Origin of the sequence: Verrucosispora sp. SN26_14.1, from assembly GCF_004307965.1 — a bacterium.
Classification (GTDB): domain Bacteria; phylum Actinomycetota; class Actinomycetes; order Mycobacteriales; family Micromonosporaceae; genus Micromonospora.
Genome location: NZ_SISL01000078.1, coordinates 1 through 17866, shown reverse-complemented (window position 1 = coordinate 17866; position 17866 = coordinate 1). Strand labels below are relative to the sequence as shown.

The 17866-nt window shown below is 71.3% G+C and carries 18 protein-coding genes; 7 read left to right on the top strand and 11 right to left on the bottom strand.

The window, feature by feature from the left end:
- Nucleotides 1–89 precede the first annotated feature (89 nt).
- The 7 genes from EYA84_RS10550 to EYA84_RS10520 are packed head-to-tail and all read right to left on the bottom strand — an operon-like array spanning nucleotide 90 to nucleotide 6443.
- Nucleotides 90–1574, bottom strand: coding sequence for a mannitol dehydrogenase family protein (locus EYA84_RS10550; RefSeq protein ID WP_131052848.1), 1485 nt, complete (start codon nucleotides 1572–1574; stop codon nucleotides 90–92).
- Nucleotides 1571–2506, bottom strand: coding sequence for a PfkB family carbohydrate kinase (locus EYA84_RS10545; protein ID WP_131052847.1), 936 nt, complete (start codon nucleotides 2504–2506; stop codon nucleotides 1571–1573). The genes EYA84_RS10550 and EYA84_RS10545 overlap by 4 nt, the downstream gene beginning before the upstream one ends.
- Nucleotides 2503–3054 (bottom strand): SIS domain-containing protein, encoded by a 552-nt coding sequence (locus EYA84_RS10540; protein WP_131052846.1) that lies wholly within the window; start codon nucleotides 3052–3054, stop codon nucleotides 2503–2505. Before EYA84_RS10540 ends, EYA84_RS10545 begins: the two co-directional genes overlap by 4 nt.
- On the bottom strand, nucleotides 3012–3659 hold the full coding sequence (locus EYA84_RS10535; RefSeq protein WP_131052845.1) for an orotidine 5'-phosphate decarboxylase / HUMPS family protein: 648 nt from the start codon (nucleotides 3657–3659) through the stop codon (nucleotides 3012–3014). The genes EYA84_RS10540 and EYA84_RS10535 overlap by 43 nt, the downstream gene beginning before the upstream one ends.
- Before the next feature lie 3 nt (nucleotides 3660–3662).
- Nucleotides 3663–4433 (bottom strand): ATP-binding cassette domain-containing protein, encoded by a 771-nt coding sequence (locus tag EYA84_RS10530; RefSeq protein ID WP_131052844.1) that lies wholly within the window; start codon nucleotides 4431–4433, stop codon nucleotides 3663–3665.
- Nucleotides 4426–5451 (bottom strand): ABC transporter permease, encoded by a 1026-nt coding sequence (locus EYA84_RS10525; protein ID WP_131052843.1) that lies wholly within the window; start codon nucleotides 5449–5451, stop codon nucleotides 4426–4428. Before EYA84_RS10525 ends, EYA84_RS10530 begins: the two co-directional genes overlap by 8 nt.
- A gap of 44 nt (nucleotides 5452–5495) precedes the next feature.
- Nucleotides 5496–6443, bottom strand: coding sequence for an ABC transporter substrate-binding protein (locus EYA84_RS10520; RefSeq protein WP_161594944.1), 948 nt, complete (start codon nucleotides 6441–6443; stop codon nucleotides 5496–5498).
- 308 nt (nucleotides 6444–6751) lie between these two features.
- On the opposite strand from EYA84_RS10520, the gene EYA84_RS10515 reads away from it, so the two are divergent.
- The 3 genes from EYA84_RS10515 to EYA84_RS10505 all read left to right on the top strand — a co-directional run bounded on the left by EYA84_RS10515 (nucleotide 6752) and on the right by EYA84_RS10505 (nucleotide 9143).
- The gene (locus EYA84_RS10515) at nucleotides 6752–7798 is read left to right on the top strand and encodes a LacI family DNA-binding transcriptional regulator (RefSeq protein ID WP_131052841.1); all 1047 of its coding nucleotides are present in this window, start codon (nucleotides 6752–6754) and stop codon (nucleotides 7796–7798) included.
- Nucleotides 7779–8426 (top strand): nucleoside/nucleotide kinase family protein, encoded by a 648-nt coding sequence (locus EYA84_RS10510; RefSeq protein WP_255446606.1) that lies wholly within the window; start codon nucleotides 7779–7781, stop codon nucleotides 8424–8426. The genes EYA84_RS10515 and EYA84_RS10510 overlap by 20 nt, the downstream gene beginning before the upstream one ends.
- A gap of 69 nt (nucleotides 8427–8495) precedes the next feature.
- On the top strand, nucleotides 8496–9143 hold the full coding sequence (locus EYA84_RS10505) for an acVLRF1 family peptidyl-tRNA hydrolase (protein ID WP_131052840.1): 648 nt from the start codon (nucleotides 8496–8498) through the stop codon (nucleotides 9141–9143).
- Between the two features lie 75 nt (nucleotides 9144–9218).
- Here EYA84_RS10505 and EYA84_RS10500 read toward each other — a convergent pair whose 3' ends face one another.
- Nucleotides 9219–10127, bottom strand: a complete 909-nt coding sequence (locus EYA84_RS10500) for a neutral zinc metallopeptidase (protein ID WP_131052839.1) — start codon at nucleotides 10125–10127, stop codon at nucleotides 9219–9221.
- Between the two features lie 230 nt (nucleotides 10128–10357).
- Here EYA84_RS10500 and EYA84_RS10495 point away from each other — a divergent pair, with 230 nt between their 5' ends.
- On the top strand, nucleotides 10358–11962 hold the full coding sequence (locus EYA84_RS10495; RefSeq protein WP_131052838.1) for an ABC-F family ATP-binding cassette domain-containing protein: 1605 nt from the start codon (nucleotides 10358–10360) through the stop codon (nucleotides 11960–11962).
- Nucleotides 11963–12044: 82 nt separating this feature from the next.
- On the opposite strand, the gene EYA84_RS10490 is transcribed toward EYA84_RS10495, so the two are convergent.
- Nucleotides 12045–12644 (bottom strand): cadmium resistance transporter, encoded by a 600-nt coding sequence (locus EYA84_RS10490; RefSeq protein WP_201272350.1) that lies wholly within the window; start codon nucleotides 12642–12644, stop codon nucleotides 12045–12047.
- A 345-nt stretch (nucleotides 12645–12989) separates the two neighbouring features.
- Between EYA84_RS10490 and EYA84_RS10485 the strand changes: the two genes are divergently transcribed.
- The 3 genes from EYA84_RS10485 (at nucleotide 12990) to EYA84_RS10475 (ending at nucleotide 16119) form a co-directional block, all read left to right on the top strand.
- On the top strand, nucleotides 12990–13217 hold the full coding sequence (locus EYA84_RS10485) for a helix-turn-helix domain-containing protein (protein WP_007072022.1): 228 nt from the start codon (nucleotides 12990–12992) through the stop codon (nucleotides 13215–13217).
- A gap of 46 nt (nucleotides 13218–13263) precedes the next feature.
- Nucleotides 13264–14031 (top strand): enoyl-CoA hydratase/isomerase family protein, encoded by a 768-nt coding sequence (locus EYA84_RS10480; protein WP_131052837.1) that lies wholly within the window; start codon nucleotides 13264–13266, stop codon nucleotides 14029–14031.
- Between the two features lie 111 nt (nucleotides 14032–14142).
- Nucleotides 14143–16119 carry an ABC transporter ATP-binding protein gene (locus tag EYA84_RS10475; RefSeq protein ID WP_131052850.1) on the top strand — a complete coding sequence of 659 codons (1977 nt, stop codon included), beginning with the start codon at nucleotides 14143–14145 and terminating at the stop codon, nucleotides 16117–16119.
- A 6-nt stretch (nucleotides 16120–16125) separates the two neighbouring features.
- Here EYA84_RS10475 and mug read toward each other — a convergent pair whose 3' ends face one another.
- Both mug and EYA84_RS10465 read right to left on the bottom strand, forming a co-directional pair.
- The gene (gene mug, locus EYA84_RS10470) at nucleotides 16126–16650 is read right to left on the bottom strand and encodes a G/U mismatch-specific DNA glycosylase (protein ID WP_131052849.1); all 525 of its coding nucleotides are present in this window, start codon (nucleotides 16648–16650) and stop codon (nucleotides 16126–16128) included.
- Nucleotides 16651–16874: 224 nt separating this feature from the next.
- A complete protein-coding gene (locus EYA84_RS10465) occupies nucleotides 16875–17636 on the bottom strand; it encodes an SDR family oxidoreductase (RefSeq protein ID WP_131052836.1) in 762 nt (253 codons plus the stop codon).
- Between the last annotated feature and the right edge of the window lie 230 nt (nucleotides 17637–17866).

Here is a 17866-nt window from a genome sequence, read left to right as displayed (position 1 = left end):
ATAAGCGACAGCGACAGCGCGGCGGGCCGGAAGGCTGTACGGCGTCTGACACGTCCCGGCTCAGCGGGACGGTGCCGACTGGTCCCGGCTCAGCGGGACGGTGTCGCCACGATCTGCCGCAGGGCGGCGCGCACGCCGCCGGTCCGGATCAGTCGCAGGGCCTCGACGTAGGCCTCGACGAACCGGGGGGAGTCCGCGAGAGCGCCGAAGAGCGACCGGTCCGCGATGAAGGCGGTCGGGTCGTCCCCGTTGCGCCGCGCGGCGGCCATCAGGCTGTCCCGACGCGGATCCACCACGTCGATCGGCTGGCCCTGCTCGTCGGTGCCCTCGGCGTACCGCGCCCAGGCCGCCACGACGGCGGCGCAGATGCCCACCGGCCCGCCGTCGGCGAGCTGCGCGGTCACCACGGGCAGCAGGAACTTCGGGATCCGGTCCGAGGTGTCGGCGCAGATCCGGGTCAACGGATCCTGGATCTCCGGGTTGCCGAAGCGCGCGACCACCGTGCGGCCGTACGCCCGGAAGTCGACCCCGGCGATCGGCTTGAGCGTCGGTACGGCCTCCTCGTCGATGTACCGCAGCAGCAGCGCCTGGACGTCCGGGTCGGTGATGGCCTCGTGCACGTACCGGTGCCCCAGCAGGAAACCGAAGTAGCAGAGCGCCTGGTGGGTGCCGTTCGCCAACCGCAGCTTCATCAGCTCGTACGGCTCGACGTCCCCGACGATGTCCACGCCGACGTCCTCCAGCGGTGGGCGGCCGGCGACGAAGGTGTCCTCCAGCACCCACTGGTGGAACGGCTCGGCGGTGACCGGCCAACGGTCCCGGTAGCCGAAGGTCCGCTCCAGGTACGCCCGGTCGGCGTCCACGGTCGCCGGGGTCACCCGGTCCACCATCGAGTTCGGGAAGGAGACCTCCTGTGCCATCCACCGGGCCAGCTCGGGGTCCTTCATCCCGGCGAAGCCGAGGAACGCGGCGCGGGACACCACGCCGTTCTCCTGGATGTTGTCGCAGGACATCACGGTCAGCCCGCCCAGGCCCCGGGCGCGCCGCAGGCGCATCGCCTGGAGTACCAACCCGAACGGTGTCGCGTTCGGCACGTCGGCGTCCAGGTCTGCGCGGATCGGGGCGGAGTCGCCGGTGAACTCGCCGGTCACCTGGTCGATGCCGTACCCGCCCTCGGTGATGGTCAGCGACACCACGCGGGTGGCCGGGTCGGCGATGCGCTCCACGACGCCGGTCGGGTCCTGCGGGGCGTACCCGGTGCTCAGCAGCGAGCCGATCACCCGGTTACGTCGGCTGCCGTCCGGCTCCTTCACCGTCAGCGTGTAGAGATGGTCCTGCGCGGCGAGCCGGTTGCGGGTGCCCTCGTCGGCGGGGCGGACGCCCACGCCGTGCACCGCCCAGTCCATGCCCTGCCCCCGGCGCATGAGTTCGTCGAGATACATCGCCTGGTGCGAGCGGTGGAAGTGCCCGACACCGAAGTGCACGATCCCGCCGCGCAGTGCCGCCCGGTCGTAGCGGGGCGCCTCGACCTCGCTGGGCAGCGAGGTCAGGCTCGCGTTGCTCAGTTCCCTCATCGCTCTTTCCGTCCTGTGGGCCGCAGCGCGGCCAGGTTGCCGCCGGAGATCCGGCAGATGTCGGCCGCGAGGTCCATCGCCTCGCGGGCAAGATCGCGCCACCGCGCCGCGTCCAGGTCGACGCCGTCCTCGGCGACGCCGCACACCAGGCGGGCGAGGGTGGCGTCGCCCGCGCCCATCGTGTCGACGACGGGTCCGGGTCGGTCCGGTACGGGTGCGGTCGCCACGACCCCGTCAGCCGTGTGCACCGACACGCCGTCGGCGGCCCGGGTCAGCACGACCACCCGTACCCCCGATCGCAGCAGCTCGGCCACGAACTGCTCGGGGTCCTCGACGTGCAGGTCGGCGATGTCCTGCAGGCTCAGCTTGACCACGTCGGCGACGGTGGCGAGCCGGCGGAGTCCCGACCGGTACGCCGGGACGTCCCGCACCAGCGTGGGCCGCACGTTGGGGTCGACGACGAAGGTCCGTCCGGTCCGGCGGACGACGTCGACGAGCGCCTGCACCTGGCCGAGGTCGTCCATCGGGTACGAGTTGACGACCAGGACGGCGCCGCTGCCCATGGCCGCGACCTCTGCCTCCGGGTACGCGTACCGCCGGTTCTGGATCGCCTCGGAGAACTCGTAGGCCGGCTCTCCCGCCACCCGCCGGGACGTCGCTGTTCCGGTCGGCAGCGCGCAGGCCAGTGGCACCAGGGCGACGTCCTCGGCGGTGACCGCGTCCCGCAACCACGCGCCGAGGCGGTCGGCGGAGACCGGTGACACCAGTGCCGCCGGTGTCCCGAGCCGCCGTACGCCGACGGCGAGGTTGAGCCCGGCACCGCCGGGGTGGCGGGTACGGGTCCCGTCCTCGTGCTCGATGATGTCGGCGAGGAGGTCGCCCACCACGACCACGCCGGAGGGCGCCACCCCGGCTCCGGTCGACGCGGTCACTGGAGATTGGTGTGGTGGTAGCTCATCGTGGCGTCCGGGTCCGGCAGCGCCCGCATCAGCTCCAGCACCACGGAGTCGAGCAGGATCAGCGCCGACTGCTCGAAGAGCGTGCCGCCGAACTGTCGGCTGGCGTCCGCCGGCAGGACGATGGAACCGTCCGCGAGATCCCGCAGCGGGCTCTCCCGTTGGTGGGTCACCAGCAGCACCTTCGCGCCCTCCGCGCGGGCGATCCGTGCGAAGCCGACACTGACGGGGGTCTGCCCGCTGCCGGACACGATCACCAACGTGTCGCCCGACCGCACCGACGGCGCGGTGGCCTCGCCGACGACGTGCGCCGCCAGGCCGAGGTGCATGAAACGCATCGCGGCCATCTGCGCGGCGAGCCCGGAGCGGCCCTGCCCGGAGAAGAAGAGGCGGCCCTCGGCCACGCCGTCGAAGCAGGAGACGAACCGGTCGTACTCCTCGACGGGCAGCGCCGCGAGCACCGACCTCAGTTCGGTGCCGCTCAGGTGCCAGGAGTCGACAGGTCGACCTGTGCCCTGATCCATGCCGCTTCTCCTTCCGGGTCGGTGGCCTCGGTGACTCCCGAGCCGATCACGACGATGTCGGGGGCGGCCTCCAGGGCGCGGGCCAGGTTGGCGCGCCCGATGCCGCCGGCCAGGGAGACGCGGAATCCGCGTTCCCGGCGCTGGGCCACCCGGTCGATGTGGTCCTCGTTGCCGAGACCGGCCCGCCGGGCGTCGGACGGGGAGTGCAGGGCCAGCCAGACGTCCTGCGGTGCGCGGCCGTCCAGCAGCGGCTCCACGTCCAGCTCGCCGTCGAGGATGGTGTCGAGCACCACCTCCCGCGCGTACCGTCGGGCCACCTCGTCGGTGTCGCGTCGGGTGGCGGGGGAGGCGTGCGCGAGCACGGTCATCATGGCGGCCCCGGCGGCGAAGACCATCTCGGCCTCCAGGCTGCCGCCGTCGGCCGTCTTGGTGTCGGCGAGCACCGGTGTGTCCGCGCCGAGTTCCCGGACGGTGCTGATGGCGGCGAGCCCGAAGCGCTTGAGCACGGGCGTGCCGACCTCGATGATGTCGAAGTACCGGCCGACGCGCGGGATGAGCGCGAAGTGCTCCGGCGCGTCGATGGCGAGTTGCAGTCGGACCGTCACGGCCTAGCTCCTCGGCTCGGGAGTGTGCAGACCGGTGATCACCTTCAGCAGCGAGTCCGGGGTGAACGACGACGTCGGCTCGTCGGCCACGACCCGGCCGAGGCGCAGCACGACGATGCGGTCGGTCACCTGGAGCACGTGCGGCAGCGTGTGCGAGATGAAGATGACGCCCAGACCCCGTTCCCGGGCTCCCGCGATCACCTTCAGCACCTCGCCCGACTGCCGGGCGCCGAGGTGGTTGGTGGGCTCGTCCAGGATGATCACCTTGCGGGCCCAGGCGACGGCGCGGCCGATGGCGACGGCCTGCCGCTGCCCACCGGAGAGCTGGTTGACGTTGCGCCGTACGCCGGTCGTCAGGCCGATCCCGGCCCGCTCCAACTCCTCGTGCGCGACGCGGGCCATGGCCTTGTTGTCGAGGAATCCGAGCTTGCCGAGCAGCCCCGGCCGACGGCGTTCCCGGCCGAGGAAGACGTTGCCGCTGATGGTGAGGTCGGGGCAGAGCCCGGAGTCCTGGTACAGCGTCTCGATGCCGGCCTGGAGCGCGTCGTGCGGCGACTTCCACTCCTGTGCCACGCCGTCGAGATACACGCCGCCGGTGTCCGGCCGGTGCACGCCGGAGAGCACCTTCACCAGTGTCGACTTGCCGGCCCCGTTGTCGCCGACCAGACCGATGATCTCTCCGGCCCGCAGGGACAGGTTGACGTCGGTCAGCGCCCGGACGCTGCCGTAGGACTTGGTGACCTCGCGGGCCTCGTAGATGGGTGCGTCAGCCACGGCCGGCTCCCCTCCTGGTACGGATGTTGATCTGCTGGACCCCGACCGCGACGGCGATCAGGACGCCGATGACGACCTGCTGCCAGTTCGGTGCGACGCCGATCAGGATCAGGCCGCTGAGGACCGCCGTCGTGATGAGTGCGCCGAGCACGGTGCCGGACATCCGCCCGACGCCGCCCGCCAGGCTGGTGCCGCCGATGACCGCCGCGGCGATCGCCGCCAGCTCCTGGCCCTGGCCGGAGGTGGGCGAGCCCGAGCCGAGCCGGAAGTAGACGAACAACCCGGCCAGGCCGGCCATCAACCCGGCCAGCATGTACACCTTCAGCAGGTGCCGATCGACGTTGATCCCGGCACCCCGCGCGGCGAATCCGTTCGACCCCACCGCGTACGTCCAGCGGCCGAACCGGGTGAAACTGAGCGTCAGCCACGCGACCGCCAGCACACCGAGCACGATGATCAGTGGGACGGTCAGCAGGTTGAGGTACTGCGTGTTGCCGAGCCGGATCACCTCGGCCGGGCCGCCGGCGATCTGGACGCCGCCGGTCAGCACCAGCGTCAGACCGGCGGCGGCACCCATGGTGGCCAGCGTGGCGATGAAGGGCGCCAACTTGGCCCGGGTGATCAGCAGCCCGTTGACCAGGCCGACCGCGAGACCGGTGGCGAGGGCCACCACCACGCCGACGGCGATGGTCGTGGCGGTGGCCGTTCCACCCTCGTTCAGGGATCTCATCGTCATCGCACAGGCCACGCCGCTCAATCCGAGCGTGGATCCGACCGACAGGTCGATGCCGCCGGTGATGATGACGTACGTCTGCCCGATCGCCAACAGCATGACCGGGGCCCAGTCCTGCAGGATGTTGGCGAAGGCGAACCGGCTGAAGAACAGCGGGTTCATCGCCGTGAAGAAGACCACCATGACGATGAGGACGCCGAGCAGGATCACGTCCTGCCGTAGCAGTGTCGCCATCAGGCGGCTGGCGCGCGTCTCGCTCGCCGCCTGTGTGGTGTCGGCCGTCATGGTGCTCCTCCTCCTGAGATCCGCATTCCCCTGATCGCCGCCGACTACTGGGTCGGGTACTGGTACTGCTCGGTCTCGGCCAGGTTGTCGTTGGTCATCACGACGTTGGTCATCACGACGTCCTTCTCGATGCTGTCGACGTTCTGGCCGCGGATCGTGTCCACCAGGTTCTGCAGGGCGAGCGCGGCCTGGTCGCCGGGCTTCTGGGCGACGAGAGCGCTGTAGATGCCGGCCTTCAGGTCGGCCACCTGGTTGTCGTACGCGTCGTAGCCGATGAGCTTGACCTGCTCGGCCTTGCCCGCGTTGCGCAGCGCCGCCACGGTGCCGGAGCCGGAGGTGCCGTCCACGGCGAAGATGCCCTTGAGGTTCGGGTGCTTCAGCAGGATCGTGTTGACCGCCGAGGTCGCCCTGGCCGGCTGGCTGTTGGCGTACTCCTTGCCGACGAGGGTGATGCCCGGGTACTTCTTCAGCTCCTCGGTGAAGCCCTCCTCGCGGAGCTGGTTGGTGGTCGCCGTCGGCGAGCCGGACATCAGGAAGACCTCTCCGGACTCTCCGATCTGCTCGGCCAGGGTCTGGGCCGCCTGCCGGCCGCCCTCACGGTTGTCACCGGTGATCGCCGAGGTGAGGTAGCTCTGGTCGGTGACCGTGGTGTCGACGGTGACGACCGGGATGTTCGCCGACTGCGCCTTGGTGACGCTGGGCTGCAGCGCGTCCGGGTCGGTGGGGACGAGGACGAGCCCGTCCACCTGCTGGGTGAGCATCGAGTCGACGAACGGGATCTGCGACTGGGGCGAGTACTCGTCCGGCGCGCCCTGCCACAGCAGCCTGATGCCCAGCTCCTGGGCCTTCGCCTCGGCGCCGACCTGCATGGCGCGGAAGAAGGGGTCGGAGGCGATGCCCGGGACGAACCCGATGGTCAACTGCTCCTCGCCGCCCTCCGCGGCGGAGTCGTTGCCACAGGCGGCCACCGAGAAGGCGAGCGCGCCGGCCATGGCTACACCGATTACTGTCCGGAATGTCCTCTTCATGCCACCAGATCCTTGTCGACTAGTCAGACCACATCAGGGGAGTTCCGCCTACCGTCGTCCTGCCGGGCCGTGTTGCGTCGTCGGGCATCCCCACCAGCACTTCATCAGATGCGCAACCGCTTGCGTACCGTGAAGATGGCGGAACTTTACCCCCGCGCAACCGCTTGCGCAAGGGCTTGCTTTTGGTTAGATTGAGCTCCTTCTCGCCGTGGTCCCGGCAGCCGTAGGACAGGTGGCGAGCCGGGGGAAAGGGTGCAAAACGAGTGGCGACGATGGCCGAGGTAGCACGGATCGCCGGAGTGTCGACGACGACCGTGTCGCACGTGCTCAACAAGACGCGCAAGGTCGCCCCGGAGACCGAGGAACTCGTGCGCAAGGCGCTGGAGTCGACCGGTTACCGGCACAACCTCGCCGCCCGGGCCCTGGCCACGCAGTCCACGGACACCATCGGGCTGGCGATGTCCGTGGTCACCAACCCGTACTTCGCCGCGCTCATCCGGGACATCGAGCGGCACCTGCGACGGGCCGGGTACACCCTGATCCTGGCCGACACCAACGACGACCCCGAGGTCGAGTTGGACGTGATCAACCACCTGCTGGCGCGGCGGGTGAGCGGCCTGATCGTGAATCCGCTCGAAGGCCACGGCGAACTCACCCAGTGCCTGCAGAAGCTGCTCGACGAGCAGTTGCCGACGATCTTCCTCGACCGCCGGTCGACCCTGCCGGGCGACCAGGTCTACTCCGAGTGCCTGGATTCGATCCACCACCTCACGGCCCACCTGGCGGCGCAGGGGCACCACCGGATCGGCTACGTCCGGGGCGCCATGCGGGAGATGTCGGCCCAGGACCGGCTCGCCGGATACCAGCGCGCCGTCGCGGAACTGGGGCTGGCGGACGACCCGGGGCTGGTCATCGCCGGTGAGTCCGACGAACGCACCACGGAGCAGCGCCTCGTCGAGCACCTCGCCTCGGACGAACCGGCCACCGCCCTGGTCGTCTCGAACAACCAGATGACCCTGGGCGCGCTCCGCGCCATCCGGCGTACCGGGTTGAAGGTGCCGCACGACATCGCCCTGGTCTGCTACGACGACTTCGAATGGGCCGACCTGTTCGACCCGCAGATCTCGGCGATGGCGCAGGACGCCGCCCGACTCGCCTCGACCGCCGTCGAACTCCTGCTCGCCCGGATCCGGCGACCGGACCGCGCCCCGCAGTCCGTGGTGGTGCCGGCCACCTTCCGGCACCGGGACTCGTGCGGCTGCGGCGCCGTGCCGCACCAGACACAGGGGAGCGTGGACAGTGTCCTGGCCGCCGGCTGACACCCTGACGCTCGGCGGACTCGCCGACCGCGCCCGGGCGATGTCGGCGGGTGCCGCCCGTACGCTCATCGGGATCGTCGGGCCGCCCGGCGCGGGCAAGAGCACCGTCGCGGAGGCCCTTGTCCGGCAGCTCGGCCCGGACGCCGTCCTGGTGCCGATGGACGGCTTCCACCTGAGCAACGAGGTCCTCGGCGCACTCGGCCGCGCCGACCGCAAGGGCGCTGCGGACACCTTCGACGCGGACGGCTACCTCGCCCTGCTCCGCCGGCTACGCGACCAGACCGACGAGGTCGTCTACGCGCCGACGTTCCGCCGCGACATCGAGGAGCCGATCGGTTCCAGCATCCCGGTGCCCCGCCGCACCCCGATCGTGGTCACCGAGGGCAACTACCTGCTGCTCGACTCGCATCCGTGGAAGTTCGTCCGCGACCTGCTCGACACCACCTGGTATCTGGAGGTGGCCGAGGAGGTCCGCCTCGACCGGCTCGTCGCCCGCCACGTCGCCTTCGGCAAGACACCCGACGCGGCCCGCGCCTGGGCACAGGGCAGCGACCAGGCCAACGCGGCGGTCATCGCCGAATCGCGCCGCTGCGCCGACCTGCTGGTCCACCTCGCGCCGAGCGACTGAGGGACCCGGCGCCGCCGATCCGCTTCCGCCGGACGGTACCGCCCCGTCCGTCTGCCGTAAGGTCGGGTGATGAGCAGCCGACCCGCCGCCGGGGGAGGCCGGTGGGTCGAGATCGACCCGGCCCGGACCGAACGCTGGGTGGCCGGCTTCGCCGACCGGCACGGTCCGCCCACCACCACCGCGCAGGAGTACGGACTCCTGCTCACCGCCCCGGACGGTGCCACCGCCGAACTGCACACCCCACCGGGCTCGCCTGCCACCGCAGACCTGGACACCTTCGTGGCGGAGGCCGTCGTGTCCCGCCGGATCGGACTGCTGCTGGCGCGCAAGGGCGCGGTGGCGGTCGGCGTCGCGGAGGGGGAGAAGCTGCCGGTGCACAAGGTCGACACGCGGTACGTGCAGGGGCGCACCGCCGCCGGTGGCTGGTCCCAGCAGCGGTTCGCCCGGCGGCGCGACAACCAGGCCAAGGCCGCCCTCGCCGACGCCGTCGACCTGGCGGCCCGGCTGCTGCTGCCGCAGGCCGAGCGGTTGGACGCGGTGGTCGCCGGTGGCGACCGGCGGGCCGTGGACACCGTGCTCGCCGAGCGCCGACTCGCCCCACTGGCCGCACTGCGTGCCGACCGGCTGCTCGACGTGCCCGAGCCCCGGTACGCGGTGCTGCTGGCCGCGATCACCGCCGCCCGCGCCGTGCACATCCTGATCCGCGATCCTGCCTGAGCCGTCGTCACGTCGGACACGGACGGCCCCGGTCGACGCCCTTCCAGGCGTCGACCGGGGCCCGTCCGCACCGCGTCAGATCGCGCCGCTGAAGGTGTCGCAGGAGGCCGGGGTGCCGGACTCGTAGCCACGGTTGAACCAGCGCTTGCGGTCGGCCGAGGAGCCGTGCGTGAACTCCTCCGGGTTCACCGGCCGGTCGGCGCGCCGGGAGATGGCGTCGTCGCCGATGGCCTCGGCGGTGTCGATGGCCTCGGCGATGTCCTGCTCGGTGATGCTGGTGAAGATCTTCTGGCCGCGATCGTCGGCGGTGCCGGTGGCGTTCTTGGCCCAGGCTCCGGCGAAGCAGTCGGCCTGCAACTCCAGGCGGACCGACAGGTCGTTGGCGTTGCCCGGATCCCGCTGCTGCTGGCGGCGGACCTGCTCGTTGGTGCCGAGCAGGTTCTGCACGTGGTGGCCGTACTCGTGGGCCAGCACGTACGGCTGGGCGAACTCACCGGTGGCGCCGAGCTGCGTGGCGAGCACCTCGTAGAAGGAGAGGTCGATGTAGACCAGCGAGTCGGCCGGGCAGTAGAACGGGCCGACGCCCGAGTCGGCCTGGCCGCACGCGGTGTTGACGGCCTGGTCGAAGAAGACGGTACGGGTCGGCCGGTACTGCTCGCCGAACGCCTCCGGCAGGGCAGTCCGCCAGTACGCCTGGATCGAGTTGACGTAGAGGCTGTTGCGGCAGTCGAGCTGCTCCAGGGCGTCCGGGGCCTCGCAGCGCTGCTCCAACGCGGTGTTGTCGCCCTGCTCGCCGCCGGTCATGGCGTTCAGCCCGAAGCCGCCGCCCACCAGCGCCACCAGCACGGCGATGACGATCCCGACGATGCCGCCGCGACCACCGCCGATCGGGATGGGGATGCCCAGCCCGCCGCCCCCTCCACCACCACCTCGCCGGTCCTCCACCTGGCTGGTGTCGATCCGCGCGTTCTCGTTCAGCTCCATGATGACCCCGATCAGTCGGTGGCTCGCGGGCCGGAACCGGTCCGGACGGCGAATCGGTACCCGACGATCTTGGTCGGTAATCCGCGTTCGCCGTTCACCGGGGCCCGGTACAATCGACCCGTGCTGCTCTGCGAAGGCTGAACGCCCCGCGCCGACGGGTCACCATGATCCGCCGGCGCTTTCGTGTGCCCTGAGTCAGCCCTGCGGATCCCGAGAGCGAGTACCCCGACATGATCACTGCCAGCGGCCTGGAACTGCGCGCCGGCGCCCGGATCCTGCTGTCCGACACCACGCTGCGGGTGCAGCCGGGCGACCGGATCGGCCTGGTCGGCCGCAACGGTGCCGGCAAGACCACCACCCTCAAGGTGCTCGCCGGTGAGGGACAGCCGTACGCCGGACAGATCGACCGGCGCAGCGCCGTCGGCTACCTGCCACAGGACCCGCGTACCGGCGACCTGGAGGTCACCGGCCGCGACCGGGTGCTCTCCGCCCGGGGCCTGGACAAGCTGATGGCCGGGATGAAGGACCTGGAGGAGAAGCTCGCCGACGGCGGTGACGAGAAGCTGGTCCGTCGGTACGGCGCGCTGGAGGACCAGTTCGCCGCGCTCGGCGGGTACGCGGCCGAGGCCGAGGCGGCCCGGATCTGCGCGAACCTGGGGCTGCCCGACCGGGCGCTCGCCCAGACCATCGGCACCCTCTCCGGCGGTCAACGTCGGCGCATCGAGCTGGCCCGGATCCTGTTCCGCGACGCGGCCGACAACGGCGGCGGGATCCTGCTGCTCGACGAGCCCACCAACCACCTCGACGCCGACTCGATCACCTGGCTGCGCGGCTTCCTCGCCAACCACAAGGGCGGGCTGGTGGTGATCTCGCACGACGGGTCGCTGCTGGAGTCGGTGGTCAACAAGGTCTGGTTCCTCGACGCCACCCGGTCCGTGGTCGACGTCTACAACCTGGGCTGGAAGGCGTACCTGGAGGCGCGGGAGACCGACGAGCGGCGGCGGCGTCGGGAGCGGGCCAACGCCGAGAAGAAGGCCGGCGCCCTGATGGCCCAGGCGGACAAGATGCGGGCGAAGGCCACCAAGACGGTGGCCGCGCAGAACATGGCCCGGCGGGCCGAACGCCTGATGTCGGGCCTGGATGAGGTCCGCGTCGGCGACAAGGTGGCCAAGGTGCGTTTCCCCGCCCCGGCGCCGTGCGGCAAGACTCCGCTGACCGCGTCCGGCCTCTCCAAGTCGTACGGGTCGTTGGAGATCTTCACGGACGTGAACGTGGCGGTGGACCGGGGTTCCCGGGTGGCCATCCTCGGGCTCAACGGTGCCGGCAAGACCACATTGCTGCGGATGCTCGGCGGGCTGTTGGAGCCGGACACCGGCGAGGTGCGGCCCGGCCACGGGCTGCGGCTGGGCTACTACGCGCAGGAGCACGAGACGCTGGACATCGAGCGGACCGTGCTGGAGAACATGCGGGCCGCCTCGACCGAGCAGACCGACACCGAGCTGCGCAAGATCCTCGGGGCGTTCCTCTTCTCCGGCGAGGACGTGGACAAGCCCGCCGGGGTGCTCTCCGGTGGCGAGAAGACCCGGCTGGCGCTGTCGACCCTGGTCTGCTCCGGCGCGAACGTGCTGCTGCTGGACGAGCCGACCAACAACCTCGACCCGGTCAGCCGCGAGCAGGTGCTCGACGCGATCGCCAACTACCCGGGCGCGATCGTCCTGGTCACCCACGACCCGGGCGCGGTGCTGGCGCTCAAGCCGGACCGGGCCATCCTGCTGCCCGACGGCGACGAGGACGCCTGGAGCGACGACCTGCTCGAACTGGTCGAGCTGGCCTGACCATTTGCACCGGGTGTAAGGAAGGGCCCCCTACTAACGCCAGGCGTATAGGAAGGGTCCCCTCCTAACACGCGCGCCGACGTCAGCGGGCGAGGTCGAGCAGGTGACCGACGACGCCGGAGCTGGCCAGGATGACCACGCCGACGCCGATGAAGATCGCCGGCACCAGCCAGTGGCCGGTGCGTTCGACCAGCCGGGTCACCCTCGGGTGGCCGCCGAGCCAGGCACCGGCGACGCACCAGACGGCGACCAGGGCCGCGAAGACCACTCCGAAGACGGCGGCGTCGGCGACACCGAGGGTGCGCAGCACCGGCACGTAGACGGCCACGTTGTCGGCGCCGTTGGCGACGGTCACGGCGGCCACGCCGACCACACCGGCGACCACCGGGGGCGGCTCGCCGTCGTCGCGTCGCCGCAGCGCGCGGAGGCCGAGGGCGATCGGCAGCAGTCCGAGCAGACCGGTCCACTCGTCGGGCACCACCAGGAGCCCGGCCGCGACCACGGCACTCACCAGCACCAGGGCGCCGATGCCGAGGTACTGGCCGGTGACGATCTGCCCGACGCGGGGACGGCCGGTGGTGCGGGCGGCGACGAAGAACACCGTCAGGACGACGATGTCGTCGATGTTGGTGGCGGCGAAGACCACCGCGGCGACGGTCGCGGTGCCGAGCAGGTCGAGCATGGCCGGCAGCGTACGGGCACCGGGCCGACCGGAGCATCGCGGAGGCCGAGGGCGACTCCGGTGGCGGGCGGTGGCCGCCATCTATACCGGCGGTGAGGATCGGTGGCGGACGGTGGTGTCGGCGGCACCGTGCGTGTGGGTGGCGGCGGTTCGTCGAGGGCCAGCTCCGGGCCGGTCCGAAGCGGTGTCCCGCAGTCGGGTCCCGGATGTCGTCACCTATCGGGAAGCTGACATTGCATAGCGTGTCGGTTGGCGAATAGTTGATATCTGGCGCATGATCGTTCGAGGCGGTCTAATAGGTGGGACCGTATCCGAACCGCACAGTCTGGGACGTGAGGACACAGCATGGCAGCCACTGGCACAGCCACCAGCACTGAGAAGGGTCGCCGGATCGTCGGAGCCGAGCGTCAGACGCTCGCCAAGGACCTCGTCAAGCGGTACACCGGAGGAGAGAGCATCCGTGCTCTCGCGGCCTCGACCGGCCGATCCTACGGGTTCATCCACCGCGTGCTCACCGAGTCCGGGGTGCAGCTGCGGCAGCGCGGCGGCGCCCGGCGCCGCAAGAAGGCGTGACCCGCCCGTCAGCGTCGTACACCACCACCGTGACCCGGGCCGCCCGGTGACCACCGAGGCGACCGGGGTCCGGCTGGAGTGTGACGGGCCGATCGCCACGGTCACGCTGTGTCGGCCCGAGGTGCTCAACGCGCAGACCCCGTCGATGTGGCGCGCGATGAGTGATTTCTCCCGAGACCTGCCCGGTGACGTACGTGTCGTGGTCGTCCGGGGTGAGGGGCGGGCGTTCTCCGCCGGCCTCGACCTGGCGGTCGTGAGCGCCACCGGGCCGGGCTCGTTCGCCGAGCTGGCCGCACTGCCGGAAGCGGAGTGCGCCGACCGGATCGCCGCCCTCCAGGGCGGCTTCACCTGGCTGCACCGACCGGACATCATCTCCGTCGCGGCCGTGCAGGGGCATGCCATGGGCGCCGGGTTCCAACTCGCCCTCGCCTGCGACCTGCGGGTGTTGGCGCAGGACGCGAAGCTGTCCATGGCCGAGGTCACGCTGGGTCTGGTGCCCGACCTGGCCGGCACGAAGCGTCTGGTCGAGTTGGTCGGCTACGCCCGTGCGCTGGAGATCTGCACCACCGCCCGGCGGCTGGACGCCGCCGAGGCGGACCGGCTCGGCCTGGCCACCCTGGTGGTGCCGAACGCGGAGCTGGACGACGCGGTGCGCGACCTCACCGCCGGGTTGGTCGCCCACCAGCGCGACGCGGTGGTGGAGATCAAGGCACTGCTCGCCGGTGCCTCCGGGCGGACCCACGCCGAGCAGCAGCGGGCCGAGCGGGAAGCACAGACCCGGCGGATCCGCGATCTCGCCGGGTACGCAGAATAGTAAGGACCGTTCGGGAAGATCCGGGTTACTCACGAGGTTGTCGTAGCTGTCGGGAGAATTGACCCGACGGCATCCTGAGGCCCTTTCCCGGAGGTGAGCGTGTCGAACCCGATGGCCGCCGGCGGCATGGGCGGTTGGAGCATGCTGCGGTCGATGCGCAACGGTGACGAGATCTCCAGTCACCGGTTGCAGCGCGGTGTCGCCCGGCGGATCGTGGCGTTCGCCCAGCCGTACCGTCGCGACATCGTCGTGTTCCTGCTGACCGTGGTCGTCGCGGCGGTGATCGGGGTGGCCACCCCGTTGCTCGCCGGCCAGGTCATCGACGCGATCACCCGGGGCGGCGACGAGGCCGGCGCACTGGTGATCCGGCTGGCGTTCTTCATCGCCGGCCTGGCCGTCGCCGACGCGATGCTCTCCCTCGCCCAGCGGTGGTATTCGGCACGTATCGGCGAGGGCATCATCCTCGACCTGCGCACCCGGGTCTACGACCACGTGCAGCGGATGCCGTTGCAGTTCTTCACCCGCACCCAGACCGGTGCGCTGGTCAGCCGGCTCAACAACGACGTGATGGGGGCCCAGCGGGCCTTCACCTCGACGCTCTCCGGCGTGGTCAGCAACGTGATCCAACTGCTGCTCACCGCCGCCGTGATGCTCACCCTCTCCTGGCAGATCACCGCGCTGTCGCTGGTACTGCTGCCGGTGTTCATCATCCCGGCCCGGCGGGTCGGCCGGCGGCTGGCCGAGATCACCCGCGAGTCGTACAACCTCGACGCCAAGATGAACGCGACCATGACGGAACGGTTCGGGGTCGCGGGCGCCCTGTTGGTGAAGCTCTTCGGGCGCCCCGATGCCGAGGCCGGCCGGTTCGCCGCCCGCGCCGAGCGGGTCCGCGACATCGGCATCACCTCCGCGATGTACTCGCGGACGTTCTTCGTGGCGATGCTGCTGGTCGCCTCGCTGGCCCAGGCGCTCACCTACGGGCTCGGCGGTTGGCTGGCGGTCACCGGCGAGGTCAGCGCCGGCACGGTCGTGACGCTCGCGTTGCTGCTCACCCGGCTCTACGGTCCGCTCACCGCGCTGAGCAACGTCCGGGTCGACGTGATGAGCGCGCTGGTCTCGTTCGACCGGGTCTTCGAGGTGCTCGACCTCGATCCGGCGATCAAGGAGCGGTCCGACGCGGTCCCGGTGCCCCGGGACGCGGGCCGGGTCGAGTTCCGCGACGTGCGCTTCCGCTACCCGAGCGCCGCCGAGATCTCCCTCGCGTCGCTGGAGGAGGTCGCCACGCTGGACCGTACGGTCAACGAGCCGGTGCTCAAGGGCGTCTCCTTCCGGGTCGATCCCGGGCAGATGGTCGCCCTGGTCGGGCCCTCCGGCGCGGGCAAGTCCACGCTGTCCATGCTGATCTCCCGCATCTACGACGTCACCGACGGTCAGGTGCTGGTCGGCGGTGTCGACGTCCGGGACGCCACCCTCGAATCGCTGCGGGACGAGATCGGTGTGGTCACCCAGGATTCGCACCTGTTCCACGAGACGATCGCCGAGAACCTGCGGTACGCCAAGCCGGACGCCACCGACGACCAACTCTGGGCGGCACTGGCCGGTGCCCAGGTCGCCGATCTGGTCCGGTCGCTGCCCGACGGGCTCGACACCACCGTCGGCGAGCGCGGCTACCGCTTCTCCGGCGGTGAGAAGCAGCGCATCGCGATCGCCCGGCTGCTGCTCAAGGCACCGTCGATCGTGATCCTCGACGAGGCGACCGCGCACCTCGACTCGGAGAGCGAGGCGGCGGTGCAACGCGCGCTGTCGGTGGCGTTGACCGGGCGTACCGCCTTGGTGATCGCGCACCGGCTCTCCACGGTCCGCGACGCCGACCAGATCCTCGTCCTCGACGAGGGGCGCATCGTCGAGCGCGGTCGGCACGATGAACTGGTCGCGGTCGGTGGCCTCTACGCCGAGTTGTACCGCACCCAGTTCGCGGTGGCCGACTCGCCGACCCCGCACACCGACCAGGCCATGGTGGAGCCGGTGATCATCCCGTCGCGGGAGTACCTCGCCGACGAGGCGATGCCGCCCGCCGCCGCCAACTGACGGCGGTCACTCCCGGATCGTCGTCTCGCGCAGTTCGGCGAAGGCGGCACCGAGCGTCTGCGGGGTGTAGTGCGCGTTCAGGCCGCTGGGGTTCGGCAGGACCCAGAGGTGGGCGCCGGCCAGCGGCTCGGGCTGCCGGCCGAAGGTGGCCTTCGGCCGCGCGAAACCGATCCGGTACGCGGTCACCCCGACGACCGCCACCCAGCGCGGCCGGTACGCGGCGACCTTGCCGGTCAGCTCCCGTGCCCCGTCGACCAGTTCGGCGGCGGACAGTTCGTCGGCGCGGGCGCTGGCCCGAGCCACCACGTTGGTGATGCCCAGTCCCAGTCCGGGCAGTTCGTCCTGCTCGCTGGGGTGCATCAGGCGTGGGGTGAACCCGCCCCGGTGCAGGGCCGGCCAGAACCGGTTGCCGGGGCGGGCGAAGTGCCATCCGGTCGCGGCCGACCAGAGCCCGGGGTTGATCCCGACGAACAGGACGTCCAATCCGGGGGCGACGACGTCCGGCAGCAGCCGGTCCACGGCCGCCGCCATCTCCTCCCGGGTCGGCCGGTACCCCCGATCCACGCTGTCGGTTGGCGCGGCGGGTCCGGGACCCGGCACCGCCGCGCCACGGACGCTTCGCGCCGGGCCGCCCTCTGCTTGCCCGTTCACCGGCCGCGCAGCGCCGCCTTCCGGTCGCCCGGTCTCCGGACGGGCGGGGCTGCCTTCCGGTCGCCTGGTCGCCGGACGGGCGGGGCTGCCCTTCGGTTGCCTGGTCACAGGCCGCGTAGCGCGCCGCCGTCGACCGGGATGGTGACCCCGGTCAGGTAGCTCGCGGCCGGGGAGAGCACGAACGCGGCCACCTTCCCGAACTCGTCGGGGTCACCGATGCGGCGCAGCGGGATGCCGGCCTCGGCTTCGGCGCGGGCCTGTTCGGGGTCGCCGCTGGCGGCGAAGAGCTCCCGGTTCCGGTCGGTCATGATCCGCCCCGGCAGCAGCCCGACCACCCGTACGCCCCGGGGGCCGTACTCGTCGGCGACGTCCTTGGCCACCCCGGCCAGGCCGGGGCGCAGCCCGTTGGAGATGCCCAGCCCGGTGACCGGTCCTCGTACCGAGGTGGACAGCACCAGCGCGATGGCGCCTCCGTCTGGCAGCGCCCCGGCCACTGTCCGCACCGTCCGTACGCTGCCCAGGAAGATGGTCTCGAAGGCACGTCGCCACTGCTCGTCGTCGACCGAGGCGGCGCTGCCGGGGGTCGGTCCGCCCACCGAGACCAGCGCGCCGTCGAGTCGGCCGAAGTGCTCGTGGGCGGCGTGCACCAGCCGTTCGGGCGTGTCCGGGTCGGTGAGGTCGGCGGTGATGCCGACGGCGTGCTCCGGGCCGCCGAGATCGGCCGTGGCGGCGGCCACGGTGTCGGCGTTCCGGGCCGAGAGAACGACTCGGGCGCCGTCGGCGACCAGGCACCGCGCCGTGGCGTGACCGAGGCCGCGCGAGGCGCCGGTGAGCACGTACACCCGGTCGGTGAGTCCTAGATCCATGCCACCGATCCTGCCGCAGCCGGTGCGGGTCCGGCATCCCCGGGTCCGTCCGCTCGGCCGACCGCTGATGTTAGGAGGGGACCCCTGCTCTACCGCAGGCGTTAACAAGGTGCCCTTCCTTACCTCCGCAGGAGGTGTGTGCGGCCGGCGAATTGGATCGCTACGGCGCCGTCGACGTGCGCGAGCGCGGGGGACCGGCGGGGGCGTGGCGCTGTCTCTGATACCCATCT

Bases quoted from the DNA above. Each gene is read 5' to 3' on its own strand.
- EYA84_RS10550 (WP_131052848.1), bottom strand. From the start codon at position 1,574: ATGAGGGAACTGAGCAACGCGAGCCTGACCTCGCTGCCCAGCGAGGTC.
- EYA84_RS10540 (WP_131052846.1), bottom strand. From the start codon at position 3,054: ATGGATCAGGGCACAGGTCGACCTGTCGACTCCTGGCACCTGAGCGGC.
- EYA84_RS10525 (WP_131052843.1), bottom strand. From the start codon at position 5,451: ATGACGGCCGACACCACACAGGCGGCGAGCGAGACGCGCGCCAGCCGC.
- EYA84_RS10520 (WP_161594944.1), bottom strand. From the start codon at position 6,443: ATGGCCGGCGCGCTCGCCTTCTCGGTGGCCGCCTGTGGCAACGACTCC.
- EYA84_RS10515 (WP_131052841.1), top strand. From the start codon at position 6,752: ATGGCCGAGGTAGCACGGATCGCCGGAGTGTCGACGACGACCGTGTCG.
- EYA84_RS10505 (WP_131052840.1), top strand. From the start codon at position 8,496: ATGAGCAGCCGACCCGCCGCCGGGGGAGGCCGGTGGGTCGAGATCGAC.
- EYA84_RS10500 (WP_131052839.1), bottom strand. From the start codon at position 10,127: ATGGAGCTGAACGAGAACGCGCGGATCGACACCAGCCAGGTGGAGGAC.
- EYA84_RS10495 (WP_131052838.1), top strand. From the start codon at position 10,358: ATGATCACTGCCAGCGGCCTGGAACTGCGCGCCGGCGCCCGGATCCTG.
- EYA84_RS10490 (WP_201272350.1), bottom strand. From the start codon at position 12,644: ATGCTCGACCTGCTCGGCACCGCGACCGTCGCCGCGGTGGTCTTCGCC.
- EYA84_RS10485 (WP_007072022.1), top strand. From the start codon at position 12,990: ATGGCAGCCACTGGCACAGCCACCAGCACTGAGAAGGGTCGCCGGATC.
- EYA84_RS10475 (WP_131052850.1), top strand. From the start codon at position 14,143: ATGGCCGCCGGCGGCATGGGCGGTTGGAGCATGCTGCGGTCGATGCGC.
- mug (WP_131052849.1), bottom strand. From the start codon at position 16,650: ATGGCGGCGGCCGTGGACCGGCTGCTGCCGGACGTCGTCGCCCCCGGA.
- EYA84_RS10465 (WP_131052836.1), bottom strand. From the start codon at position 17,636: ATGGATCTAGGACTCACCGACCGGGTGTACGTGCTCACCGGCGCCTCG.